Annotated in this window: 22 protein-coding genes; 3 read left to right on the forward strand and 19 right to left on the reverse strand. The window is 63.4% G+C overall.

What is annotated here, in order from left to right:
• The 5 genes from tadA to guaB form a co-directional block, all read right to left on the reverse strand.
• Positions 1 to 1,386, reverse strand: a complete 1,386-nt coding sequence (gene tadA, locus QUV25_RS13550; protein WP_300864716.1) for a tRNA adenosine(34) deaminase TadA — start codon at positions 1,384 to 1,386, stop codon at positions 1 to 3.
• Complete coding sequence (locus QUV25_RS13555; RefSeq protein ID WP_300864718.1) at positions 1,383 to 1,601, reverse strand: hypothetical protein; 219 nt, start codon at positions 1,599 to 1,601, stop codon at positions 1,383 to 1,385. The genes tadA and QUV25_RS13555 overlap by 4 nt, the downstream gene beginning before the upstream one ends.
• A complete protein-coding gene (locus QUV25_RS13560) occupies positions 1,601 to 2,239 on the reverse strand; it encodes an FMN-binding negative transcriptional regulator (RefSeq protein ID WP_300864719.1) in 639 nt (212 codons plus the stop codon). The genes QUV25_RS13555 and QUV25_RS13560 overlap by 1 nt, the downstream gene beginning before the upstream one ends.
• A gap of 5 nt (positions 2,240 to 2,244) precedes the next feature.
• On the reverse strand, positions 2,245 to 3,861 hold the full coding sequence (gene guaA, locus QUV25_RS13565) for a glutamine-hydrolyzing GMP synthase (RefSeq protein WP_300864720.1): 1,617 nt from the start codon (positions 3,859 to 3,861) through the stop codon (positions 2,245 to 2,247).
• Positions 3,862 to 4,039: 178 nt separating this feature from the next.
• Positions 4,040 to 5,509, reverse strand: a complete 1,470-nt coding sequence (guaB, locus tag QUV25_RS13570) for an IMP dehydrogenase (protein ID WP_300864722.1) — start codon at positions 5,507 to 5,509, stop codon at positions 4,040 to 4,042.
• A gap of 172 nt (positions 5,510 to 5,681) precedes the next feature.
• Here guaB and QUV25_RS13575 point away from each other — a divergent pair, with 172 nt between their 5' ends.
• Positions 5,682 to 6,218 (forward strand): DUF4124 domain-containing protein, encoded by a 537-nt coding sequence (locus tag QUV25_RS13575; RefSeq protein WP_300864724.1) that lies wholly within the window; start codon positions 5,682 to 5,684, stop codon positions 6,216 to 6,218.
• Between the two features lie 20 nt (positions 6,219 to 6,238).
• On the opposite strand, the gene QUV25_RS13580 is transcribed toward QUV25_RS13575, so the two are convergent.
• Both QUV25_RS13580 and QUV25_RS13585 read right to left on the reverse strand, forming a co-directional pair.
• On the reverse strand, positions 6,239 to 6,562 hold the full coding sequence (locus tag QUV25_RS13580; protein ID WP_300864726.1) for an RnfH family protein: 324 nt from the start codon (positions 6,560 to 6,562) through the stop codon (positions 6,239 to 6,241).
• Positions 6,559 to 7,002, reverse strand: a complete 444-nt coding sequence (locus tag QUV25_RS13585) for a type II toxin-antitoxin system RatA family toxin (RefSeq protein ID WP_300864727.1) — start codon at positions 7,000 to 7,002, stop codon at positions 6,559 to 6,561. Before QUV25_RS13585 ends, QUV25_RS13580 begins: the two co-directional genes overlap by 4 nt.
• A gap of 103 nt (positions 7,003 to 7,105) precedes the next feature.
• Here QUV25_RS13585 and smpB point away from each other — a divergent pair, with 103 nt between their 5' ends.
• The gene (gene smpB / locus QUV25_RS13590) at positions 7,106 to 7,600 is read left to right on the forward strand and encodes an SsrA-binding protein SmpB (RefSeq protein WP_300864729.1); all 495 of its coding nucleotides are present in this window, start codon (positions 7,106 to 7,108) and stop codon (positions 7,598 to 7,600) included.
• Between the two features lie 24 nt (positions 7,601 to 7,624).
• On the opposite strand, the gene QUV25_RS13595 is transcribed toward smpB, so the two are convergent.
• On the reverse strand, positions 7,625 to 8,491 hold the full coding sequence (locus tag QUV25_RS13595) for a class II aldolase/adducin family protein (protein ID WP_300864730.1): 867 nt from the start codon (positions 8,489 to 8,491) through the stop codon (positions 7,625 to 7,627).
• A 79-nt stretch (positions 8,492 to 8,570) separates the two neighbouring features.
• On the opposite strand from QUV25_RS13595, the gene QUV25_RS13600 reads away from it, so the two are divergent.
• Positions 8,571 to 9,491, forward strand: a complete 921-nt coding sequence (locus tag QUV25_RS13600; protein WP_300864732.1) for a LysR substrate-binding domain-containing protein — start codon at positions 8,571 to 8,573, stop codon at positions 9,489 to 9,491.
• Positions 9,492 to 10,619: 1,128 nt separating this feature from the next.
• On the opposite strand, the gene QUV25_RS13605 is transcribed toward QUV25_RS13600, so the two are convergent.
• The 11 genes from QUV25_RS13605 to infB form a co-directional block, all read right to left on the reverse strand.
• Positions 10,620 to 11,705, reverse strand: coding sequence for a zinc ribbon domain-containing protein (locus QUV25_RS13605; RefSeq protein WP_300864733.1), 1,086 nt, complete (start codon positions 11,703 to 11,705; stop codon positions 10,620 to 10,622).
• Positions 11,706 to 11,745: 40 nt separating this feature from the next.
• Positions 11,746 to 12,840 (reverse strand): SPFH and helix-turn-helix domain-containing protein, encoded by a 1,095-nt coding sequence (locus tag QUV25_RS13610; protein ID WP_366945674.1) that lies wholly within the window; start codon positions 12,838 to 12,840, stop codon positions 11,746 to 11,748.
• 324 nt (positions 12,841 to 13,164) lie between these two features.
• Positions 13,165 to 14,316 (reverse strand): glycine betaine/L-proline ABC transporter ATP-binding protein, encoded by a 1,152-nt coding sequence (locus QUV25_RS13615; protein WP_366945675.1) that lies wholly within the window; start codon positions 14,314 to 14,316, stop codon positions 13,165 to 13,167.
• Positions 14,309 to 15,196, reverse strand: coding sequence for a proline/glycine betaine ABC transporter permease (locus tag QUV25_RS13620; protein ID WP_300864735.1), 888 nt, complete (start codon positions 15,194 to 15,196; stop codon positions 14,309 to 14,311). Before QUV25_RS13620 ends, QUV25_RS13615 begins: the two co-directional genes overlap by 8 nt.
• Before the next feature lie 124 nt (positions 15,197 to 15,320).
• Positions 15,321 to 16,373, reverse strand: a complete 1,053-nt coding sequence (locus tag QUV25_RS13625; protein ID WP_300864736.1) for an ABC transporter substrate-binding protein — start codon at positions 16,371 to 16,373, stop codon at positions 15,321 to 15,323.
• 243 nt (positions 16,374 to 16,616) lie between these two features.
• A complete protein-coding gene (locus QUV25_RS13630) occupies positions 16,617 to 17,735 on the reverse strand; it encodes an enoyl-CoA hydratase/isomerase family protein (protein WP_300864738.1) in 1,119 nt (372 codons plus the stop codon).
• Complete coding sequence (locus QUV25_RS13635) at positions 17,732 to 18,793, reverse strand: DMT family transporter (protein ID WP_300864740.1); 1,062 nt, start codon at positions 18,791 to 18,793, stop codon at positions 17,732 to 17,734. Before QUV25_RS13635 ends, QUV25_RS13630 begins: the two co-directional genes overlap by 4 nt.
• Positions 18,794 to 18,836: 43 nt before the next feature.
• Positions 18,837 to 20,660 (reverse strand): translational GTPase TypA, encoded by a 1,824-nt coding sequence (gene typA, locus QUV25_RS13640; RefSeq protein WP_300864742.1) that lies wholly within the window; start codon positions 20,658 to 20,660, stop codon positions 18,837 to 18,839.
• The gene (gene truB, locus QUV25_RS13645; RefSeq protein WP_300864745.1) at positions 20,657 to 21,634 is read right to left on the reverse strand and encodes a tRNA pseudouridine(55) synthase TruB; all 978 of its coding nucleotides are present in this window, start codon (positions 21,632 to 21,634) and stop codon (positions 20,657 to 20,659) included. The genes typA and truB overlap by 4 nt, the downstream gene beginning before the upstream one ends.
• A gap of 2 nt (positions 21,635 to 21,636) precedes the next feature.
• Complete coding sequence (gene rbfA / locus QUV25_RS13650) at positions 21,637 to 22,008, reverse strand: 30S ribosome-binding factor RbfA (RefSeq protein WP_300864747.1); 372 nt, start codon at positions 22,006 to 22,008, stop codon at positions 21,637 to 21,639.
• Positions 22,009 to 22,020: 12 nt separating this feature from the next.
• The gene (gene infB, locus QUV25_RS13655) at positions 22,021 to 24,843 is read right to left on the reverse strand and encodes a translation initiation factor IF-2 (protein ID WP_300864748.1); all 2,823 of its coding nucleotides are present in this window, start codon (positions 24,841 to 24,843) and stop codon (positions 22,021 to 22,023) included.
• Positions 24,844 to 24,863 lie beyond the last annotated feature (20 nt).

Raw genomic sequence — 24,863 nt, forward strand, 5'->3', positions numbered from 1 at the left:
TCAGTTGGTGCCGGTGAAACGGGTCACGGCGTCCCGAGCAAGCCCTGCCCCGTGTTCCTGGACAAAATGCCCGGCCTCTGGCAACAGCAAGGGAGCGGGACAACCGCGGATCTGGCTGGCCAGAGCGCGCATCACCGGCTCGCCCAGAACCGGATCCTTCTGGCCGATGGCCATCAGAGACTGACCAGCCCAGCGCGTTTGCCAGAAGATTCGGGCTTCGCGCGAGATGGCCGCGCCATCGTCATTTCCCTGCTCGGGAACCATGGCGGGAAAGGCGCGCAGCGCGGCCCGATGGCCAGCATCGGGAAATGGCGCGTTGTAAGCCGCGCACTCGGCCTCGCTCATTTGCGGGTTGCCGCGCGCAAAAAGGCGAGCCACATCAAAGTCCGGCTTCTTGGCACACATCTCACGCCAGGCCAAAAACCCGGGCGACAGCGGCGCGTCGCCGGTGGCCAGCGTGGTGTTCATCACAAGCAGGTATGCGTAGCGCTCGGGTGCGGCCATGGGCAGGGTCAGGCCCAGCAGACCGCCCCAGTCCTGGACCACCAGGGCCACGCGCTGCAGATCAAGCCGTTCAACAAATTCGAGCAACACCCGCCGATGCCAGCCAAAGGTGTGGAAGCCGTCTTTTTTGGGCTTGTCGCTCTTGCCGAAGCCGATCAGATCAGGCGCGACCACGCGGTGCCCGGCGGCCAGGAACACGGGGATCATGTGGCGATAGAGGTAGCTCCAGGCCGGGTTGCCGTGCAGACACAGCCAGGTGATGGGTGCATCTGACGGGCCCTCGTCCAGGTAATGGAGACGCAGGCCGTCCAGGCTGGGCAGATCGCTCAGGTGCTTCGGCGTCCAGGGGTAGCCGGGCAAGTTGGCAAACGCCGCGTCGGGCGTGCGCAGGGCGTCGTCTCGCAGGGGGTGAGGATTCACGCGTCGCTCCTTGAAGAATGCGCGCAACAGATGCGCGCACTCGTTTTCCAGCATGCCGCCCAGCACCTGGGTGTGGTGGTTGAGCTCGGGTTGGGTGAACAGATTGACCACCGAACCCGCTGCGCCGGTCTTGGGATCTGGCGCGCCAAAGACCACTCGTTCCAAGCGTGCGTGAAGCATGGCGCCGCTGCACATGGCGCAAGGCTCCAAGGTCACGTAAAGCGTGCAGCCTTCCAGGCGGTAGTTGCCCAGGGCTTGCGCTGCTGCGCGCAACGCCATGATTTCGGCATGGGCGGTAGGGTCGTGGCCCTGGATTGGTGCGTTGTGGCCGACTGCGATCACCGCCCCATCTTTGACCACCACGGCACCGACGGGAATTTCCCCGGCTCGCTGCGCCGCCTCGGCCTGAGCCAGGGCCAGGAGCATGAAGCGCTCATCGATCGACGTGGCTGGACGGGTCATTGATCGGCCGGCAAGCGGGGCTGCTGCAGGGCCTTCTCCAGATCTTGCTTGAACTGATCCTGGATCTCACGGCTTTGCTGCGCCGGATTCCCTGGCCGAGGCGACTCGGCGCCCGGCGCGGTGGGCAACTGGGTCGGCGCCAGTTGTTTGCGCACCAGCAAACCCACAATGACCACCACCAGCAACAGCCCAACCAGACCGAGCAAGCCACGCATCACGCCGTTCCCTTTGCGGTGGGCAGCACCATGCCCAGCCGCTGCATCCAGCCGGCCAGCGCCTGCTCGTCGGCATTGCCTGCGGCGTAAGCAGCGTGCATGGCCACATGGGACTCGGGCCGGTGCTGGTTGAGTTTGACCTTGCACTGCAGATCGGTCACCCGCAATTCGAACGCCACGATGCCCGCCATCATCTTGTGCTGGTACGCCTCCCCAAGACCGCGCCACTGGTCGGCGTAAGCCGGGTCGTGGTCGTGGATCAGGTGTTTGAGCAGGCGGTCTTTGTCCTCTAAGCCCTCGACGATGCGCGCCTGCACCGTGGCGTGCACCGCCAGGTAACTCCAGGTCGGCACACGCACCAGATCGGGATAGACCCGGGTGGTCATGTAGGCCTGCGGCCCCTGGAAAACGACCACCGCGGTGGGTCGCTCACGCAAGTAGCCAGCGTGTGGGTTGGGCCGGGCCACGTGACCCAGCAGGGTGAGGCCACCACCCTCTTCCACCACGTGCAGCGGCAAGGGCGTGATGAAAGGCAGGCCTTCGCCGTCAACCGAGATCAGCTGCGCCAGCGGATGCAAGCGCATCAGTTCAGGTGCGATGGTCGCGTCCTTGGCAATGAACTGGGGCGGTAGGTACATGGAGCTCATTCCCACTCGATGGTGGCGGGCGGTTTGCTGCTGACGTCGTAGGTCACGCGGTTGATGCCGCGCACTTCGTTGATGATGCGGCTGCTGACCTTCTTGAGCAACGCATAGGGCAGCTCGGCCCAATCGGCGGTCATGAAGTCGCTGGTCTGCACCGCACGCAATGCCACCACGTAGTCGTAGGTGCGGCCGTCGCCCATCACGCCCACGCTCTTGACCGGCAGGAACACGGTGAAGGCCTGGCTGGTCAGGTCGTACCAGCTCTTCCCGCTGGGGTGGTCGATGGTGGAGCGCAGCTCTTCGATGAAGATCGCGTCGGCCCGGCGCAGCAGGTCGGCGTATTCCTTTTTCACTTCACCCAGAATGCGCACGCCCAGACCTGGGCCCGGGAACGGGTGGCGGTAGACCATGTCGTGCGGCAGACCGAGCGCCACGCCGAGTTCTCGCACCTCATCCTTGAACAGATCGCGCAGCGGCTCCAGCAGTTTCAGGCCCAGCTGTTCGGGCAGGCCACCCACGTTGTGGTGGCTCTTGATGGTGACCGCTTTCTTGCTCTTGGCGCCGCCCGACTCGATCACGTCCGGATAAATAGTGCCTTGTGCCAACCACTTGGCGCCTTTTGTTGATGCACCACTTGAGATCAGTTTGGCGGCTTCGGCCTTGAAAACCTCGACAAATTCGCGGCCAATGATCTTGCGCTTGGTCTCCGGCTCGCTTACGCCAGCCAGGTGGCCGAGGAACTGGTCGGCCGCATCCACGCGGATCACCTTGGCGTGCAGCTTGCCGACGAACATGTCCATCACCATGTCGCCCTCGTGCAGGCGCAGCAAGCCGTGGTCCACGAACACGCAGGTCAGCTGGTCGCCAATCGCGCGGTGGATCAGGGCAGCGGCCACGGAAGAATCCACGCCACCGGACAGACCCAAGATCACCTCTTCATCGCCCACCTGTTCGCGGATCTTCTGCACCGCTTCTTCGATGTGGTCGCGCATCACCCAGTCCGGGCGGGCGCCGCAGATCTCCAGCACGAAGCGCTCCAGCAGCGCCTTGCCTTGCACCGTGTGCGTGACCTCGGGGTGAAACTGCACTGCGTAGTAGCCGCGCACCTCATCTGCCATGCCGGCGATGGGGCAGCTGTCGGTGCTGGCCATAAGCTTGAAGCCGGGCGGCATCTCCGTGACCTTGTCGCCGTGGCTCATCCAGACCTTGAGCATGCCGTGGCCGTCCGGCGTGTGGAAGTCCTCGATGCCCTTGAGCAGTGCCGTGTGACCTCGGGCGCGGACTTCGGCGTAACCGAATTCGCGGGTGTGACCGGCTTCGACCTTGCCGCCCAGCTGCTGCGCCATGGTCTGCATGCCGTAGCAGATGCCCAGCACCGGCACGCCCAGTGCAAACACGGCGTCGGGCGCCTTGTCGTCCACCTCGTAGACACTGGCATGACTGCCCGACAGAATGATTCCCTTGAGCTGTCCGTCGGCTGCGTACTCCCGCACCCAGTCGCTGCTCACGTCGCAGGGATGCACCTCGCAATACACATGGGCCTCCCGCACCCGGCGGGCAATGAGCTGGGTGACCTGAGAGCCAAAATCAAGAATGAGGATTTTCTGGTGTTGCATGGCGTGTCGGTGACTTCAGAAAAAACAAAGGCCGCCACAAAGGACGGCCCGAGAAGAGAGGGGGAGCCAACCCAGGGCACCGCGGAACCGGCTTTGCCGGGCTGCTGGCGCCGCCCCCTGGGGGCTGACGCCGCAGGCGGCGCGGGGGGATCTCACCCTGCGGCGCGGGGGAGAGCATCTACTCCGCCCTGTAGTTCGGCGCCTCTTTGGTGATCTGCACGTCGTGCACATGGCTTTCGCGGATGCCGGCGGAGGTGATCTCGACAAACTCCGCCTTGGCGCGCATGTGCTCGATGCTCGGGCAGCCGCAGTAGCCCATGGAGGCGCGCAGGCCACCAGCCATCTGGTAGATGATCGAAACCACCGAGCCCTTGTAGGGCACCCGACCTTCGATGCCTTCGGGCACCAGCTTGTCGGCGTTGGGGTTGCCGGTGGTGCTTTCCTGGAAATAGCGGTCGGCGCTGCCTTGCTGCATGGCCCCGATCGAGCCCATACCGCGGTAGCTCTTGTAGCTGCGGCCCTGGTAGAGCACGATCTCGCCCGGCGCCTCTTCGGTACCAGCAAACATGCCGCCCATCATCACGGTGTTGGCGCCGGCCGCAATGGCTTTGGCGATGTCGCCGCTGTAGCGGATGCCGCCGTCGGCAATCATGGGGATGCCAGTGGTTTGCAGGGCAGTGGCAACACTGTCGATCGCCATGATCTGCGGCACGCCGACCCCCGCCACGATGCGGGTGGTGCAGATGGAGCCGGGACCGATGCCAACCTTCACCGCATCGGCGCCGGCATCCACCAGAGCCAGCGCGGCGCTGCCGGTGGCGATGTTGCCGCCGATCACATCCACCTGCGGGTAGTTCTGCTTGACCCAGCGCACGCGGTCGATCACGCCCTTGCTGTGACCGTGGGCCGTGTCGACCACGATGGCGTCGACACCTGCCTTCACCAGCGCCTCCACCCGCTCTTCGGTGCCCTCGCCCACACCCACCGCTGCGCCCACGCGCAGGCGGCCAGCCGCATCACGCGCCGCATTGGGAAAATTGAGCTGTTTGGTGATGTCCTTGACCGTGATGAGGCCCTTGAGCTCGAAGGCGTCGTTGACCAGCAGCAGGCGCTCGAGCTTGTGCTTGTTCAGCAGGGTCTTGGCCTCGGCCGGCGTGGTGCCGTCGGGCATGGTGATCAGGCGCTCGCGCGGCGTCATGATTTCGCTCACTGGCAGATCGAAGCGGGTTTCAAACCGCAGGTCACGGCCGGTGACGATGCCCACCACCCTCCCCGCATCCACGACCGGAAAGCCCGAAACACCCAGCTCGTCGGAGAGCTGCATGACCTGGCGCACCGTGGTGGTCGGCGCGATCACCACCGGGTCGCGCAACACGCCCGACTCATAACGCTTGACCTTGGCCACCTGAGCCGCCTGCTCCTGCGCGGTCAGGTTCTTGTGCACGATGCCGATGCCGCCCTCTTGCGCGATGGCGATCGCCAAACGGGCCTCGGTCACTGTGTCCATGGCAGCCGACACCAGGGGCAGGTTGAGGTGGATGTTGCGGGAAAACTGGGTCGCCAGTGAGGTGTCCTTGGGCAGGACCTGGGAGTACGCGGGCACCAGAAGAACGTCGTCGAAGGTGAGCGCTTTGCCGAGGAGGCGCATGAGGTAAAGCTCCAAAAACACGATTGTACCCGTGCACCCCGGAGTCTCTGGCCGTGCCTCAGGACCTGCGGGAAGGTCGCCCGAGGGCCGAAAACCACGCCGTTCCGGTACTCAATCACGCCGCTGGGCTCCATGGCCTGGACGCCGGAAAACGCCGCGCTACACTGCGCGAATGGTCCAAATCCCAAGCTTTCGTTCGCCTGCCCGAATCCTGCTTCTGGTTGCCTCAGCGCTGTGTTGCAGTGCCGCTTTGGCGCAATGGCAATGGCTGGACGGCGCTGGCCGCAAGGTCTTCAGCGACACGCCGCCGCCCGCCAGCGTGCCCGACAAGAACATCCTGAAGCGGCCCGGCCCGCCTTCGGCGCAGCCGCTGGCGAATGAAACGAGTGCGCCGGCCGCTACCGCCAGCACCGCCACGACCGCGGCACCCAAGCTCAGTGGCCGCGATGAGCAGCTTGAAGCCAGGAAGAAGCAGGCAGAAGCGGAAGAACAGGCCAAGAAAAAAGCCGATGAAGAAAAAGTGGCCAAGGCTCGGCAGGACAACTGCGAGCGCGCCAAACGCAACAAGACCACGATGGATTCGGGCATCCGCATCGCCACCACCAATGCCAAGGGCGAGCGAGAGATCATGGACGACAAGGCCCGCGCGGCTGAAAACCAGCGCCTCAACGCCATCATCCAGTCCGACTGCGGACCCGGCGTTCAGTGAACCCCTGATATGGAGCTGGCTCAGTAGCCCGGCTTAGCGCCTGGCCGGCGGCGCGAAAACAGCCCGGTGCCGCGGGCGCCCTGTCCCGCAAAACGTTCCCGCCGAGCCACCTTCGGGTCCACGCGCAGGTGCCGATACACCTCGACCCGATCGCCCTCACGCAGCTCGTCGCTGGCCAGTGCTCGTCGGTTCCAGATGCCCACCGGCAGCGCCAACAGCCCAGGGAACTGCCCCGCCCAGCCGGAAGCCTCCAGAGCCGCCGCCACCGTGGAACCAGCAGGCACCGTCAGTTCCAACTCGTGCACGGTGCGCGGTGCGCTGGCATAGGTGAGTGTGACCTTCATTCGCCGTAGACCTGGTCGGCGCGCTTGACGAAAGCATCCACCAGATTGCCCGCGATCTTGTCGAACACTGGCCCCACCAGACTGGCCAGCGTCTGGCTGGCAAACCCGTAAGTCAGGCGAAATTCGACCTTGCAGGCACGCTGCGTGCCGTCGCCCAAGGTGTGAAAGTCCCAGCAACCTTGCAGATGCGAAAACGGCCCATCGACCAGATCCAGCAGCACCTGGCGATCTTCCACATGGGTGTTGCGGGTGGTGAAACTCTGGCGCAGGCCGCCAATGGACATACCCACCTTGGCCACCATGCCGGATTCGTGGCGCTCGACCACTTCGCTGTGGTCGCACCAAGGCAGGAACTGAGGGTAGTGGTGCACATCGGTCACCAGCGCAAACATTTCGTGTGGGCTGTGCCAGAGCAGGACGGACTTCTGAATCGTTTTCATACAATCGCGGGTCGAGCCAGGCGCACAACCCGGCTCGGGGCGCCGCCCAGACAACGCAGACGTTGTCATTGTATTGGTCCGATGCGGCCACATCTAAGACCCCATGTCCACCAAGCCCAGCAAAGCCGCCACCACCAAGACCGGCGACTCCCGCATCGCCGACAACAAGAAGGCGGTGTTCAACTACGCCATCGAAGAGCGCTTCGAGGCGGGCATGGTGCTGGAAGGCTGGGAAGTGAAAGCGCTGCGAGAGGGCAAGGTACAGCTCACCGATGGCTACGTGATCATTCGCAGCGGCGAGCTGTTCTTGATCGGCTGCCAGATCAACCCCCTCAACACGGCCTCCAGTCATGTCACCCCGGATTCGGTGCGCACCAAAAAACTGCTCCTGCAAAAAGACCAGATACGGCGGCTGATCGGCAAGGTGGAGCAGAAGGGCTACACCCTGGTGCCACTCAACCTGCACTGGAAAAACGGCAAGGTGAAATGCGAAATTGCCCTGGGCAAGGGCAAGGCCGAACACGACAAGCGCGACACCATCAAAGACCGCGAAGGCAAACGCGAGGTCGAGCGGGTGATGAAGTCTCGCACCCGCTGAGGGCGAGCGACCCGCCCGGCGAGATCAATCGAACAGGTCGGGCTCGGTAGGAATCAGGTCGTTCCAGATGGTCTGGAAATGCAGCCATCCGATGTACTCGCTGCCCACATGTTCTCGGCTGTAGCGCGCCCGGTCGGCAGGCACCAGACGCGGCGCCTGGCCGGTGGCCATCACGGCCAGTTGCTGCTGGCAGCAACGCTCCAGCGCGATGAACCAGAACGCCGCGGCTTCAATGCTGTGGCGGCTGGCCGTGAACAGGCCGTGGTTCTGGTGGATGGCGGCCTTGACGCCCTTGAACCAGTCGGCCACCTTCAACCCGGCCTTGACCTCCACCGCCACCTGCCCGGCCTCGTCGCCAATCACCACATGGTCTTCAAAAAATGCGGCGGCGTCCTGCGAAATGGGCAGCAGCGGCTGGCCGAGTGACGCAAACGCCGTGCCGTAAACCGTGTGGGCGTGGCACATGGCCAGGATGTCAGGGTGCGCCTCATGCACCGCGGCGTGCAGCACAAAGCCAGCGCGGTTCACCGCATGGCGCCCCTCCACCACCTCGCCCTGGTGGTCCACCAGGATCAGGTTGGACACCTTCACCTGCGCAAAATGCACCGCCATCGGGTTGGTCCAGTACAGATGCGGGTGCTCGGGGTCTCGAATGGTGAGGTGGCCAGCAAAGCCGTAGTCAAAGCGCTGGCGCGCAAACGCGCGGCAGGCGCCCACCAGACGCTCTTTCAGGTACTGCCGCTCCTGCGCCACGTTGTCGAAGCTGGGAATGCCAGGGTAAATCAGTCCGGGCTGATCGGGCTGATATATCGAGACCTTGGGATCGGCCAGCGGATCGTGACGGTGTTCTTTCTGGCCCAGCGACTGCAATTTTTCAAGCACAGCGGACATGTTGTCTCCTCAGGTATTTTCGAGCACCGATGCTGAGACAGCAGCCGTGAATTGACAAACGATGAATGCTCATGGAAACATGAGCCAGTTTCATCTGAAAGCTTTTGGCATGAGGAATTTTCCACCGCTTGCGCGCTTGCGCACCTTTGAAGCCGCTGCCCGCTTGCAGAGCTTTGCGCTCGCCGCCCAGGAGCTGCACCTGACCGCATCGGCCATCAGCCACCAGATCCGCGACCTGGAACGGCACTTCGGTCGTGCGCTGTTCGAGCGCCACCACCGCCGGGTGCAGACCACGCGAGAGGGACAGCGCCTGTTCGAGGGCCTTGCACGCCTGTTTGACGCGCTGGAAGCCACCTGCGCCGAGGTGCAGCTGCCATCCCACGACGAGGTGCTCGCACTGCACTGCGCGCCCAGCCTGGCGCTGAAGTGGCTCGGCCCGCGACTGCCCGCGTTCCTGGGGCAGCACCCTGGCCTCAACATTCGGCTCACCACCGGCGCCGAGCCGGTGGACCTGAGCGTGATGCGCGACATCGATGTGGTCCTGTCGTATGGGGCGCCGCGCCAGCAGGCAGGGCTGGACACACGTTCGCTTGACGACGAACTCATTGCCCCGATGGTGTCACCGTCCCTGCTGATCGATCGGGAAAGCGCCGCGAAGGCCATCCAGCGCCTGGTGCTGATCGAATCCCAGCTCAGCCCGGTGGACTGGGCCCACTGGTTCCAGATCAACGACCTGGCGCTGCCACCTGGCCCCCGGCAGTCATTTGACCGCGCCGCCATGGCCATTGCCGCCGCCGTCGATGGCCTGGGCGTAGCGCTGGAGAGCACGCGGCTGGCGTGGCGCGAACTGGAACGTGGTGAGCTGGTGGTGCTCGGAGGAAAGCGCCTGAAGACGGTCCGGCGGCCCCTGCATTTCGTCAGCGTGCGCAGCACCGACCAACATCGGGTGCCGGTAGCGGCATTTGTCAACTGGATCCAGGCGCAGGCCGCTGGTGCCTGACTGCCGCCCGTGCGTCCCTGAAGCGGGTGGCGGCAGCGCATGACAGGCGACAAAGTCTGAGACAAATTTTCGCCAAGGGCCGATCGAGGTGGGCCAAACGAGTTCGACGCAACGACTGCTCACGCCGAGGGTGAACTCACGCTCTCGACCTTATGCGGGCCTACAGGCATTGCCCGCAAAGCGGTCTGTCAGCCGATGTGCATTCGGTCCAGTGCCGTTGGGCAGCCTCACAACACAAACGCGTTGGTCCAGTAGACACCGACCGTCTCGGTCTGTAGGCTGGCCGGCAGTTCGCGCACCTGATCCAGCAGCCGGGCGGACCGGGGAGGGACCCAGTCGGGTTTGTCGGATCTGTTAAAACTGTTTATGCATACAGTATGAGGCGCTACAGGATTGATTTCAAACACATTTTGGGGATGTCATGAGACTTTGTTTAACGGCAGCGGTTGTGGGTATCCGGCGTTTTGCCGTTTAAATCAAAGTTGGGCGTTTAATCGAGGCAACTATGGAGCACGAATCCGCTAAGGCCATCGCAGAGTCACTAGAGTGCGCAATTGCGCACTTGACTCTCTCGCTGCAGCAAGCACAGCAAAGTCTTCCTCCGTCTGAGTTTGCCGCGTTCAAGAAATCTGTCGGCCTTGTCATTGGGCGCGTTTCGCATGAGTTGCTAGATCCAATTTACGCTGTGCATCCTGATCTCGCTCCACCTGGGGTGCTGTGATGCATAAGGTCCCTGGCCTCTCGGTCGTTCAGTTCAGCCGCCCCACATCCGTGCCATTGTTCATCGGCAAGCCCAACCCGGCAGTCGAGTGGAGCCAAAACGGCGAGGGTTGTTCGGAGCGCTTCGGCATCCACAGTGGTGCCATTTTGTCCCACTCACTTTTACGTTGAGCGACTGCTTTCCACTTGGCCATCCGACAGCGCCTGGCCGACAGTGACAGTAGCAAGCGCTGCCAGGAAGCTGACGTTCGATGCGTGCGCCTGGCCTGTCCAAGGCAGTGCGCGGTAAGTGAAACTTCGAGCAACTGGGACTGGTGTGAGCCTGTCTCCAGCATGGATTTCGCTTCGGATGGCCGAGCCGTTGATGGCTGGCGATATGCCTACTTGATCTGACCCAAACAACAGCGCTCAACGGAGGTACAGCCAATACACCACCACCAAACCCACCAGCACGGCCAAGCCGATCTTCACCCAACTCTTGGGGTACTCACCCGCCACCTGGCCGCTGTGTCCGTTGATGACGACCTGGTAGGTCTTGGCGCCATATTGGTAGCCGACCAGCCACACGGGCAGCAGCACGTGCTTGAAGGTCTGGGCGCCGAAGCTGGCCTGCATGTTCAGGTTGCGGTGGGTGTCTGCGCCGATGTCCTGGACGCAGAGGTTGCGCAAGGCCTGCTCCATGCGCTGTTGGCCCTGGGTCGCTGCGCCGCGCAAATCGAGTGAATAGCGCTCCACCGTCCACCCGCTCAGGTAGGCCGGGTCATAGGGGCGCAGGCCGGAGGTGGTGGCGAAGGGCTCGATGGCGCGCATCAACCTGGGGTGCACCCCCCGGGAGCCGCAGACCAGGGTGTCGTCGAACTGCGTGGCCACCTGCCCGCTCACGCGGCGCCAGCGCACCTGCTGTCGGTTGTTGTTGTCACGGTAGTAGGTGCCGGCCTCCGCCGTGTAGCGGGCCTGGGCGTTGGCGTCAAATGTCCAATACGGCAGGTACACGCCGTGCAAGGTGTCGGTGAGGGCCTTCTTTTTCAGCGCATTGGGTGCCCACCAGCGGCTGCCGTACCACTGACGCACCCGCTCACGGGCTTTGGGTTCGTCCACCTGAAAAGGCAACAGGCTCTGGGGGCGGATGACGTCCACGCCTTCGTCGAACGGCAGCAGCGCGCTGGAGCCGCAAAAGTCACAACGTTTGCCCTGCTGCTCGGCGCTGAAAAAGCTGATGGCCTGGCAATGCTGGCAGCGCACCTGGCGCCTTGCGTCCTGCAGGCCTCGATTCGCAGCGGGCGTGGCGCGCAAGGCGGCCACCAGGTCCAGCTCTTGCACTTCGCCTTCGGCCTCAATGGCATAAGGCGACTCGGTGCCGCAGAAGGCACATTTGAGCGTCTGGCTCGCGGGGTGCCATTGCGCCTCGCCACCGCAGGCGGGGCAGTTGAACTTGCGCTGCGCCTGATGCTCGGCCGGGTCGGTGGCGGCGCTGGCCGCTGCGTTGGGGTTCACGTGTCGAGGCCTGGAGCTGACGGACCAGCGCGCAGAGGCATCAGCCCTTCATGAACTCGTCGAGCGCGCTGCGCGTGATGCGCCACTGGCTACCGATCTTGCGTCCCTGCAACGTCCCTGCTTCCAGCTCCTGCAACACGTCTGCCGGTGTCACGGCCAGCGCCTCTGCCACCTGTTCCGGCGTGAAAAGCTCGGGCAACGCGGCACCACCGCCGGCAGAAGGCGCCACGGCCCCCCCCGCGCCCGGTACGAAGCCAGGCTGCGAAGGCGCCGCCGCCATGCCTCCGGCGCCGCCACCCTGCAACATCGATTGCCCCATGGCCAGCCCGGCGGCCAGCTCGGCGCCCACGCCGGCAACACCTGCCTTGCCTTCGGCCAGGGCGTTGCCCATGTTGTATTTCACATAGTCGTTCAGGTTGCCGATGGCCGTCATCGCGCCGCGCTTGTCGATGGCCTGCTCCAGCTCCGGCGGCACCGACACGTTTTCCACCACAAATGCGGTCAGCTCCAGACCGTACTTTTCGCGCATCACCGCATTGAGCGGCGCCAGCAAGGCCTCGCCCAGCTCGCCGTAGCGCGTGGCCACATCCAGCGCCGGCACCTTGGCCGTGGCCAGGGCTTCGCTGAACACGCTCACGATGCGCGAACGCATCACGTCGCTGAACTCGTCGAGGCGGAAATGGTGGTCGGTGCCCGCCACCTCCTTCAGGAACAGCGCGGGCTCGACCACCTTGAAATCGTAGGTGCCGAAGGCGCGCATGCGCACCACGCCGAAGTCGGCGTCGCGCATCATGACCGGGTTGGCCGTGCCCCACTTGTTGCCCGGGAACACGCGGGTGGTGACGTAATAGACGTCGCACTTGAAAGGCGTCTGGAACTTGTATTTCCAGCCCAGCAAGTCGCTCAGAATGGGGATGTTTTCGGTCTTGAGCGTGTGCTTGCCCGGACCCAGCGTGTCGGCAAACTGGCCCACGTAGACGAACTGCGCCACCTGGCTTTCGCGCACGATGAGCTGGGCATCGTTCTTGATCTGCTTGTCGTCGTCGGGGAATCGGAACGACAAGGTGTCGCGCGAATCGTCAACCCACTCAATGACGTCGATGAATTGACGGTTGATGAAATTCATGAGTGCCATGTTGACTCCGGTTCGGTCGATGTGCGGATGGAGAAAAGTTTAGCTGTTTTATGCACTGACGCTGGAGGGCCGATTCGAGAGGAAGCGACGCAGCCAGAAGAGCAATGGTGGGCCGTTGAACGCCGTGATGCTGGTTCAAGGGCTGGTTTCGACGGCCAAGCGAAAGCGCCTGTACAAGCCTTCTCGTGCACAGCACTGGATCTTGCAGGCGACTCAGTTGCTCTGGGCTTTCGGGTTCAACAGCGGAGGCCATACGCCCATCAAGAAAATGCCCGCTGCCCCCACAGGGTGGCTCAGCGGGCATTCAACCCTTGCTGCGCGGCCTCAGGCTGGTGGTACGGAACCCCTCGAGCTTTCTTCCGCCGTGGGGTTCTGCGGCACGATGGCGCCGATGATGTCGCTCATGGTGATCACGCCCAGATGTTTGCCCTTGGCAGTGACCACGTTGGCGGCTTCCTTGTTGTCGCCGCTGAGTTGGCGCGCAGCCTCTTCGATCACCAGGCTCGGGTCCACATCCGGTCCGTCGACGCGGGCGCCGGGCACCATGAGTGTGCGGCAGCGGATGACGCGGCCCCGGTTCACATCGCGCACAAAGGTCTCGATGTAGTCGTTGGCGGGCTTCAGCACGATCTGCTGGCCAGTGCCTTGTTGCACCACTTCGCCGTCGCGCAAGATGGCGATCTTGTCGCCCAGGCGCAGGGCTTCGTCCAGATCATGGGTAATGAAGACGATGGTCTTGCCGATCTCTTGCTGCAGGTCGAGCAACACGCTTTGCATGTCGCTGCGGATCAGCGGATCGAGCGCAGAAAACGCCTCGTCCATGAGCAGGATCGGTGCGTCATTGGTCAGCGCCCGGGCCAGGCCCACGCGCTGCTGCATGCCGCCTGAGAGCTGATTGGGATAGTTGTCTTCGTAGCCCTTGAGGCCCACCCGCTCAATCCATTGCATGGCGCGCTCGCGGCGTTTCTTGCCCTTGATCCCCTGCACCTCCAGTCCGTACTCGGCGTTCTCCAGGACGGTGTAGTGCGGGAACAGCGCAAATTTCTGAAACACCATCGCGGTCTTTTCGCGGCGAAATTTCAGCAGTTCGCTGTGGCTCATCTTGACCACATCCTGATCACCCACGAGCAGTTCACCCGCCGTGGGATCGATCAGGCGGTTGACGTGGCGAATCAGCGTGCTCTTGCCTGAGCCCGACAGGCCCATCACCACCTGGATGCCGCCAGCGGGCATGTCGATGTTGATGTCGCGCAGGCCGAGTACATGGCCGTGCACATCGCGCAACTCTTCCTTGGTCATGCCGTTTCGCACCGGGTCCAGGAACTTGTCTGGCGTGGGGCCGAAGATTTTGTAGAGCTTGCGCACCGAAATGCCAATGCCCGACGGTGTATCCGAGGTTGCCGCTGGCGCGGTTGGCACGGCGGCGGCTGTGGTGGGTTCGACGGATGCGCGGTTTGCTGTGAGGGCTTCAGCCATGGACGACCTCCAGGTGTTTCTGCAGTCGCTTGCCATAGGCCTGCGACACCCGGTCAAAGATGATGGCGATGCCGACGATCGCGAGACCGTTGAGCACACCCATGGTGAAGTACTGGTTGGAGATGGCTTTCAGCACTGGCTGTCCCAGGCCTTGCACACCGATCATGGAGGCGATCACCACCATGGCCAGTGACAGCATGATGGTCTGGTTCACACCTGCCATGATGGTGGGCAGCGCCAGCGGCAGCTGCACCTTGCTCATTTTTTGCCAGACCGAGGAGCCAAACGCATCGGCCGCCTCCAAAAGGTCCTTGTCCACCAGGCGGATGCCCAGGTTGGTGAAGCGAATCACCGGGGGAATCGCGTAGATCACCACCGCGATGAGACCGGGTACTCGGCCGATGCCCAGCAGCATCACGACCGGGATCAGGTAGACGAAGCTGGGCATGGTCTGCATCACGTCCAGAGACGGGTTAACGATCCTCTGCAAGCGGTCCCAGCGGCTCATCAGGATGCCGAGGGGCAGTCCAAGGGCGAGTGCGACGACGGTGCACACGAAGATCATCGAGATCGTCTTCATGGTGTCGTCCCACATACCAAAATAGCCGATGGCCAGCAGGGTAAGCACCGTGCCGATCACGATCTTGACCGAGCGCGAGGCGAACCAGGCGATGGCAGCGATCACGCCGACGACAATGGGCCAGGGTGACTGGGTAAGCAGTCGCTCGGAAAACAGGAGGAAATCGCGCAACGGATCAAAGGCGCGTTCCAGTGGTTCGCCGTAGGCACGGGTGAAGTCGCGAAAGCTGCCGTCGATGGCGCGTCGCATGGCACTCAGGGTCTCGGAACCGAGGGAGGGGAACTCTTGCAGCCAGGACATGGTGCTCCTTGGTGTTGAAAAGACAAAGCGGCGCGGCGCCCTTCACTCCCTAGGAGTTGAGGTACCGGCCGCTGCGGATCGCCCAAGCCGGAGAAGGCCAGGCGGTCTGGTCAGACACCGCCGATCAGAGGACTTCGCCTTTGATCTTTTCAGCGACTTCCGGGCTGACCCAGGTGGTCCAGATTTCAGGCTGGGACTTGAGGAAGTGCATCGCACCATCGGCACCGGTGGCCTGGTTGTCGCTCATCCAGGCCAGCAAGCCGTTGACCGTGTCATTGCCCCAGGAACGGGTGTTGAGGTAATCCACCGCCGGGCCGCCTGCCTTCTGGAAGCGGTCGGTGATGACGGTGTAGACCTCGGCACTCGCCCAGTCATTCTTCACCGGGTTGTCACACTCGGTCTTGGAGTTGCATGCCTCCCAGGCTTCCTTGTCGTGAGGCACGCCAGCGTCCAGCTTCACCATTTCGTACTTGCCGAGAATGGATGTGGGCGCCCAGTAGTAGCCCAGCCAGCCTTCTTTTCGCTCATAGGCTTTGGCGATCGAGCCGTCCAGGCCCGCTGCCGACCCGGTGTCGAGCAGCACAAAGCCTTGCTTCGCCGCATCCCAGGCCTTGAACGCGTTGCCGGTCGTGATCTGGCAGTTCCAGCCAGACGGGCAGTTGTGCACCGCGCCCTTGCCCTTGTTTTCCGCTGACGGGAACAGATCGGGGCGCTTCAGCGCGTCGTCGATCGTCTTGATGTCGGGGTTGGCATCCGCCACGTACTTCGGGATCCACCAGCCTTCCACGCCACCGTCTTTGAGTGCGAGGGCGGCGTAGTGCAGCTTTCCCTCTTTCACGGCCGCGTCCAGCGGCTGGCGCACGGCGTTCACCCAGGCCTCAGGTGCCACGTCGGGTTGGCCTTTTTCCATCATGGCCGTCAGGGTGGGCATGGTGTCGCCCGGCACCAGCTCGACTTCGCAGCCATAGCCCTTGCTCAGGATGATCTCGTCGATGTTGGCCAGCACCTCGGCGGACTGCCAGTTCATGTTGGCGACGGTGACTTTGCCGCAGGCCTGGGCAACGGCTTCAGCGGCGGGGGCGGCCGCTGGTGCAGCGACTTCTTCCTTCTTGCCGCAGGCGGCGAGCAGCATGGCGCTGCTGAGGGCGGCAAGTGCGAAATGGCGGGTGGGGTTCATGCGTTTTCTCCTTCGTGTCGATGAATCCACCGACGCGCGGGGTCGGTGAATGCGGAAGCACATCCAACGACCTGGAGAAAACGAACGCTGCTGCAAACAAAGTGACCAGCCGCTCAACCAACAGGACGTTGGATTGAACTTAGCGCCACATTATAAGATTTTATTTATAAACTGTGAACAGTTTATTACTTTTCATATAATGACATACCGATTCAGATCACAGGCTGAGGCCGACCCAACGGGTCAGTGCAGTGCGGCGAGTGGGTGATCGGCTGCCTTCCACGGACTGTCAAAAAACGCGGAAACCTGCGCCGGGCTGACCTCATCAATCGACGCTGGCTGCCAGCGCGGCGCGTGGTCCTTGTCGATCGCCAGCGCACGGATGCCTTCCACGGTTTCGCTTGCAGCGCCGGAACGCAGGTGGAAACACTGGTGGACCAGACCCCGCTCCAGGCGCAGGTTGTCGGCCAGGCCCAGAGAGCGCGCGCGGCGAATCTGCTCCAGCACCACATGCAGCATGAGCGGCGAGCGTTGGCGCAGGGTCGACGCGGTCTGACGCGACCAGTCATCCGGCGCGGCATCCAGCGCTGCGACGATGTTGGCCACGCTGTCCAGCCCAAACACCGCATCGATCTGTGCGCGTGGGCCAGCGCCCAGCGCGTCGGCCCGGGGCGGCGTTTTCTGGGTGTGGTTCTCGCACCAGCGTTGTACCGCCTCACCGCTTTCATACGGCGTTTGTCCCAGGCTCTGCCAAAGCCCTGCGAGCCGCCCGCTGTCCATGTGCGCGTCGGCAAGACCCACCGCGACCGCCTCTGCGCCGCTGAGCACGCGGCCGGTCAGGGCCAGGTATTCGCCCATGCGACCAGGCAGTCGGCTCAGGAAATAGCCACCACCCACGTCGGGAAACAGCCCAATGCCGGTCTCGGGCATGGCCAGCTTGCTGCGCTCGGTCACCACACGCAGGCTCGCGCCTTGGCTGATCCCCATGCCACCGCCCATGACGATGCCGTCCATGAAGGCGATGTAAGGCTTGGCGTAGGTGTGGATCAGGTGGTTGAGCGCGTACTCCTCGGTGAAGAAGGCTTCGAGGTCAGCGTCGCCAGCCAACGCAGCTCGGTGAAAAAAGCGGATGTCGCCTCCAGCACAGAAAGCGCCGAACGGGCCCCCTTTGCCCATGCCGCGCACCACCACGGCCAGCACCATGGGATCGTCTCGCCAGGCAATCAGCGTGGCCGTGAGATCCCGGATCATTTCCAGTGACAAGGCATTCAGCGCCTGGGGGCGGTTGAGCGTGATGCAGCCAACCCGACCTCGCAGCTCGGCGATCACCAAGAGAGCCGTGGGGGTGGGAGCGGTGGTCATGCAGGTTTCTCCGAAGGTGGGGGATCGGTGGGTCGGGCAGCTTCGGCCTCCAGCACCTGGATGCGCGGGGTTTCTGCGCGAGCGCGCCAACCCAGCAGTTCGTTGATCACAAGCGCGCTCAGCACGACGCTGCCGCCGGTCAGCACCTGGCTGCTTGGGGCCTCATTGGCCCAGAGCCAGGGCCAGAGGATGCCAAACACCACTTCCAGCAAAGCGAGCAGCGACACCTCGGGCGCCTTGAGTACGCGCGCGGCGGTCACGGCCAGCATGCACGGAATGGCCAGCTGGCACAAACCCAGCAGCGCCAGCCAAGCGATGTCGCTGCCGGTGGCAGCAAACGGAAAGGCCAGAGGCAGCGTCGCCAATGAAGAGATCACCGCCCCCAACAACACTGAGGGCACAAGGTCGATGCGCTCGCCCTGGTTCTGGCTACGTTGCACCACGGTCCAGTTGATGGCGCCCGCGACCGGCACACACAGCGCAATCAGCGAACCCACGATCAGGTTGTGCGCCTGCGCTTCGTCGCTGGCCATGAGGGCCAGCATCTGCCCGCCATACATATAGGCCATGCCAGCGCCAGCGATCACGATGGTGATCCAGACCCGCCAGGCCAGCGGCTGACCGGTGACCACCCGAGACAGCAGCGCGGTGAGCAAGGGACCAATGGCCATGATGATGAGCACATTGGCCACGCTGGTGAAGGTCAGGCCCACCATGAAGGCGGTGAACATCACGCTCCAGCACAGGCCGGACACCCAGAAGGCTGGGGCCTCAGGGAGCAGGCCCCAGTGCCGATGCAACCAGCCTGCCAGTGCGGAGCGGCGCGCCACTGCCGCCGGCTGGCTCATCACCCGATGAGCCGAGCGATTGGACGCCCGCCACAAGGGCAGGATCAGCAACAGCGACAGCGCATTGAAAGCGCTGCGCCAGAACGTGACCTCGAACCGCACCGCAGATTCCAGCTGGCGCGTGACCACCCCCGCAATCGACCACAGCAGCGCAGCCGCCACCATCATCACGACGGCCTGGCTGTGGCTGAGCGAACGGGTACTGGACATGGCGGTGCAGCGGAACGCGGGCGCGTGGCCCGACGTCCTGGGCTTACTCGCGCGAGGCGCGCTTGCGCTCGTGCTCTTTCAGGTAGCGCTTGCGCAGGCGCACGCTCTTGGGCGTGATTTCAACCAGTTCGTCTTCTTCGATGAACTCGACACCGTACTCCAGCGTGAGGTCGATCGGCGGGGTGATCTTGATTGCGTCTTCCTTACCGCTGACGCGGAAGTTGGTCAGCTGCTTGGTGCGCGTGGCATTGACCACGAGGTCGTTGTCGCGGTTGTGGATGCCGACGATCATGCCTTCGTAAACTGGGTCGTTGGCGCGCACGAACATGCGGCCGCGGTCGTCCAGCTTGCCAAGGGCGTAGGTAAAGATCTCGCCGTCGTCCATCGAAATCAGCACGCCATTCTTGCGGCTGCCGATGTCGCCCTTGTGCGGTTCGTAACTGTCGAAGATATTGCTGATCAGACCTGAGCCGCGGGTCAGGTTGAGGAATTCGTTGGTGAAGCCAATCAGGCCACGCGCGGGGATCCGGTACTCCAGGCGCACCCGGCCACGGCCGTCCGGCTCCATGTTGACCAGCTCGCCCTTGCGCTCACCCAGCGCCTGCATCACACCGCCTTGGTGGGTTTCTTCGATGTCGGCGGTGACCAGCTCGATGGGCTCGTGCTTCTCGCCGTCCACGGTCTTGAACACCACGCGCGGCTTGGACACGGCCAGCTCGTAACCTTCCCGGCGCATGTTTTCCAGCAGGATGGTCAGGTGCAGTTCACCTCGGCCCATCACCTCGAACACACCTTCTTCGTCGGTTTCGTTCACCCGGAGTGCCACGTTGTGCTGCAGCTCTTTCTGCAGGCGGTCCCAGATCTGGCGGCTGGTGACGAACTTGCCTTCGCGACCGGCCAGCGGGCTGGTGTTGACGCAGAAGTTCATGGTCAGCGTCGGCTCGTCCACCTTGAGCATGGGCAGCGGCATGGGATTCTGCACATCGGTCACGGTCACGCCAATGCCGATGTCGGCAATACCGTTGATCAGCACGATGTCGCCCGGGCCCGCTTCGCTCACCTGCACGCGCTCCAGGCCCTGGAAGGTCAGCACCTGGTTGATGCGGCCCTTGAACGACTTGCCGTCCGCACCCTCCATCACCAACACATCGGTCAGCGGCTTGATCGTGCCCGCGCTGATCCGCCCTACGCCGATGCGGCCGACGAAAGTGGAGAAGTCAAGCGCGGAGATCTGCAGTTGCAGCGGCGCAGCCGGGTCGCCCGTCTGGGCAGGCACGTGGTTGAGCACGGTGTCAAACAGGGCCGACATGTCGGGGCCCCACTGCTCACCAGGCTCACCCTCTTCCATCGACGTCCAGCCGTTGATGCCGGAGGCGTAGACGATAGGGAAATCCAGTTGCTCGTCGCTCGCGCCGAGCTTGTCGAACAGGTCGAAGGCGGCATTGACCACAAAGTCGGGGCGCGCGCCGGGCTTGTCCACTTTGTTGACGACCAGGATCGGACGCAGGCCCAGCGCCAGTGCCTTCTTGGTCACGAAGCGGGTTTGCGGCATCGGGCCTTCCTGGGCATCGATCAGCAACACCACGCCGTCGACCATGGACAGGGCGCGCTCCACCTCGCCACCGAAATCCGCGTGGCCGGGGGTGTCGACGATGTTGATGTGGGTGCCCTTCCAGCTCACGGCACAGTTCTTGGCCAGGATGGTGATGCCCCGCTCGCGCTCGATGGCATTGTTGTCCATCACCGTGTCGACGATCTTTTCATGGTCGGCAAAGGTGCCTGACTGGCGAAGCAGCTGGTCAACCATGGTGGTCTTGCCGTGGTCGACGTGGGCGATGATCGCGATGTTGCGGATTTGTTTGCTCATGGTGTGAGTTCCGATTCGGTTTCCAGGATTTGCTGTATTTCGATGGGGCTCAGCAGACGCCCCGGGATGAGTTCACCACCCGCGGTGTGGGCACTGCCCAGCAAGGTGGTGTTGTTGTGACCGGTTGAAGCTGGTCCAAACACCGCCACCTGCGCCTGGTTGGGCCAGTCGCCGCGACGGCGCACGCCGCTCAGGAAGCGTGCTGCATTGTCTTCGTCCAGTGTGACCGGTGTGTGTTCCGGCAACAGGCTGCGCACCGGCAGAAGGTGAGCGAGGCGCTCGCCCTCCGACTCGGCTTCCAGCGTCGCGAGCGACACGCATTGCTCGGTACCAAAAGGACCGGTGGCGACTCGGCGCAGGTTGCTCAGATGGCCACCGCAGCCCAGTGCCTCGGCGATGTCTTCGCCCAGGGTTCGGATGTAGGTGCCCTTGCTGCAGCGCACCCGCAGCCGCAGGCTTGGCGATTCGCCCTGCAACTGCATATCGATCAGGTCCAGGTCGTGGATGGTCACGCGCCGCGCCGCTCGCTCGATCGTTTCTCCAGCCCGTGCGTATTCGTACAGCGGCTTGCCATCCTTCTTCAGCGCGCTGTGCATGGGTGGGATCTGATCGATTTCACCCATGAAGCGGTCCAAAACCTCGACCACCTGACCCGGCGTGCAGGTGACCGGGCGCGACTCGATGACATCGCCCTCGGCATCCCCGGTCGCGGTTTTCACGCCCAGGCGGATCGTGGCCTCGTAAGTCTTGTCGGCGTCCAGATGCAGCTGGCTGAACTTGGTGGCAGCGCCGAAACAGAGCGGCAGCACGCCAGTGGCCAGGGGATCCAGCGTACCGGTGTGACCCGCCTTTTCGGCGCGCAGCAACCACTTGGCCTTCTGCAAAGCCTGGTTGCTGGAGAGACCCAGCGGTTTGTCGAGCAACAGCACCCCATGCACAGGGCGCCGCTGCACCCTGGTGCGTTGGCCCTGCATGCCTATTCCTCGTCTTTTGAACGGGAGGCCACGGCCTTGGAAATCAAGGCGTTCATGTCGGCCGCGCGCTCAGTGGTGCGATCGAACACGAAGTGAAGCGTGGGCACGGTGTGGATGTGAAGGCGCTTGAACAGGCTGTTGCGCAGGAAGCCGGCCGCCGCATTCAGACCATGCACGGCCTCTTCCGGCTCGCCTGTGAGCAGACTGAAGAATACCTTGGCATGAGCGTAGTCGGGCGTCACTTCCACGGCATTGATGGTGACCATGCCCACCCGCGGGTCCTTGAGCTCGCGCGCGATCAGCTCCGCCAGATCGCGCTGGATCTGGTCGGCCACTTGAAAACCGCGGTTGGGCTTGGAGGACTTGCGGGCCATGTCGACAAGGGCTTAGAGCGAACGCGCCACTTCCTTGACCTCGAAGAATTCGAGCTGGTCGCCTTCTTTGATGTCGTTGTAGTTCTTGAGCTTGATACCGCACTCGAAGCCTTCCTTGACTTCGCGCACATCGTCTTTCAGACGCTTGAGGCTCTCGACTTCGCCGGTGTAAATCACCACGTTGTCGCGCAACAGGCGGAAATGCGCACCACGCACCACTTGGCCTGAGGTGATCATGGATCCGGCCACCGTACCGATCTTGGAGGCGACGAACACGGTGCGGATTTCGGCCGAGCCGATCACCTCTTCGCGCTTGTCCGGCGCCAGCATGCCCGACATGGCAGCCTTGAGCTCGTCCACCGCGTCGTAGATGATGTTGTAGTAGCGCACATCGACATCGTTGCCTTCGGCCAGCTTGCGCGCACCCACATCGGCACGGACATTGAATCCGATGACCACCGCCTTGGATGCGATCGCCAGGTTGATATCACTTTCGCTGATGCCACCCACGCCAGAAAAGACGATCTGCACCTTGACCTCTTCGGTCGAGAGCTTGAGCAGTGACTGGCCCAGCGCTTCTTGCGAACCCTGCACGTCGGCCTTGACGATGATGGGCAGCACCTTGACTTCGCCTGCCGACAGGTCGGAGAACATGTTGTCCAGCTTGGCCGCCTGTTGCCGCGCGAGCTTGGTGTTGCGGAACTTGCCCGCGCGGTAGGTGGCGATCTCGCGCGCACGGCGCTCGTCGGTCATGACCATGAAGTCGTCACCGGCTTGCGGCACTTCCGACAGGCCCTGGATTTCCACCGGGATGGAGGGACCGGCTTCCTTGATAGGCTTGCCGTTTTCATCCAACATGGCGCGCACACGACCCGAGGTCTGGCCTACCAGCACCACATCGCCAGTCTTCAGCGTGCCGCTTTGCACCAGCACGGTGGCAACCGCGCCGCGACCCTTGTCCAGGCGCGCCTCGATCACCAGGCCCTTGGCCATGGCGTCCACCGGCGCCTTGAGCTCAAGCACCTCGGCCTGCAGCAACACCTGCTCCAGCAGCGCATCAATGCCCTCGCCGGTCTTGGCCGAGACACCCACGAAAGGCACCTCGCCACCAAACTCTTCGGGGATGACCTCCTCGGTCACCAGCTCGCCACGCACCTTTTCCAGGTTGATGCCGGGCTTGTCGATCTTGGTCAGCGCCACCACGATGGGCACGCCAGCCGCTTTCGCGTGCTTGATGGCCTCACGCGTCTGGGGCATGACGCCGTCGTCGGCCGCACACACCAGGATCACGATATCGGTGGCCTGTGCACCACGTGCACGCATGGCGGTGAACGCCTCGTGACCCGGGGTATCGAGGAAAGACACCATGCCACGCGGCGTCTCGACGTGGTAGGCGCCAATGTGCTGGGTGATGCCACCGGCTTCGCCTGCGGCCACTTTGGCGCGGCGAATGTAGTCCAGCAAAGAGGTCTTGCCGTGATCGACGTGGCCCATGACCGTCACCACCGGCGCACGCGGCATCAATTCCGCGGACTGCTGGGTGGCCTCGTCTTCGGTGAACGCCTCTGGATCGTCCAGTGCCGCCACCACCGCCGTGTGGCCCAGTTCTTCCACCACGATCATCGCGGTGTCCTGGTCCAGCGGCTGGTTGATGGTCACCATCTGGCCCATCTTCATCAGCGCCTTGATCACCTCGGACGACTTCAGGCTCATCTTGTGCGCCAGTTCGCCCACCGTGATGGTTTCTGGAACGTGCACTTCGATCGCTTTGAATTCGGTCGGCGCCACAAAGCTGCCATGGCTGTCGTCACCTGCATCTCGACCGCCTCGACGCCCCCCTCCACGCGGGCCGCCGCGCCAGCTGGAGCGGCCAGCACTGGTGTCACCACGGGTCTTGATGCCTTTTTTCTTGGCCGCATCGTCTTTCCACGTCGACGACAGGTTTTCCGATTTGATCTCTTTCTTGCCAGCCACCGTGCCGACAGCAGGCTTGGCACCAGGCGTGCCTGCAGGCTTGTGCAGCGTGCCCTTGAGCCCAGCCTTGGCATCCGGCTCGGGCTTCTTGGCCACCAGGGTCTTGGCGGGTGCCGCCATCATGGCGCGGATGTTGGCGGCTTCTTTTTCGGCCTTCTTGCGGCGGTCCTGCAAATCGTTGGCACGCAGGTCATCCGCCTTTTTGGCCTCGGCCTTCTTCTCGGCGCTGGCCAGGGCGTTGGACTCACGCTCCAGGCTCTCTTCTTTGGCCTTGGCGTGTTTTTCGGCCAGCGACTTCGGTTCGGTGTCGGTCTCGACAGCCGCCGCGGCGGCGTTGGCATCTGCCGTCAGCTTGTCCTGAGCCGCTTGCTCGGCGGCCTGCTCGGCCTGGGCCTGGCGAGCCTCCTCGGCTTCGCGCGCAGCGCGCTTGGCCACAAACTCTTCTTCCTGGCGGCGCAGCAGCTCGGCCTGGCGGCGCGCGTCTTCTTCACGGCGCGCCAATTCTGCGGTGTCGACCACAGGCGCCTCGGGCTGCGTCTCGGGAACGGCCACGGACTCGTCATCGCGCTTGATGAAGGTGCGCTTCTTGCGCACTTCAACCTGGATGGTGCGCGCACGGCCCGTCGCGTCCGCCTGCTTGATCTCGCTGGTGGACTTCTTGACGAGCGTGATCTTCTTGCGCTCGCCGCCGGCCGTTCCATGGCTGGCCTTGAGGTGGCCGAGCAGCTTTTGCTTGTCAGATTCAGAGACCGGGTCGGTGCCAACGGTCTTGGGCACGCCAGCAGCGGTCAGTTGCTCCAGCAACAGGGAAGTTGGCTTGTTCAGCTCTGCAGCCAATTCGGCGACGGTGGTACTTGTCATAGGGTCTTTTCTCCGCTGGG

This window comes from Hydrogenophaga sp. (assembly GCF_030373245.1).
Taxonomy (GTDB): domain Bacteria; phylum Pseudomonadota; class Gammaproteobacteria; order Burkholderiales; family Burkholderiaceae_C; genus Hydrogenophaga.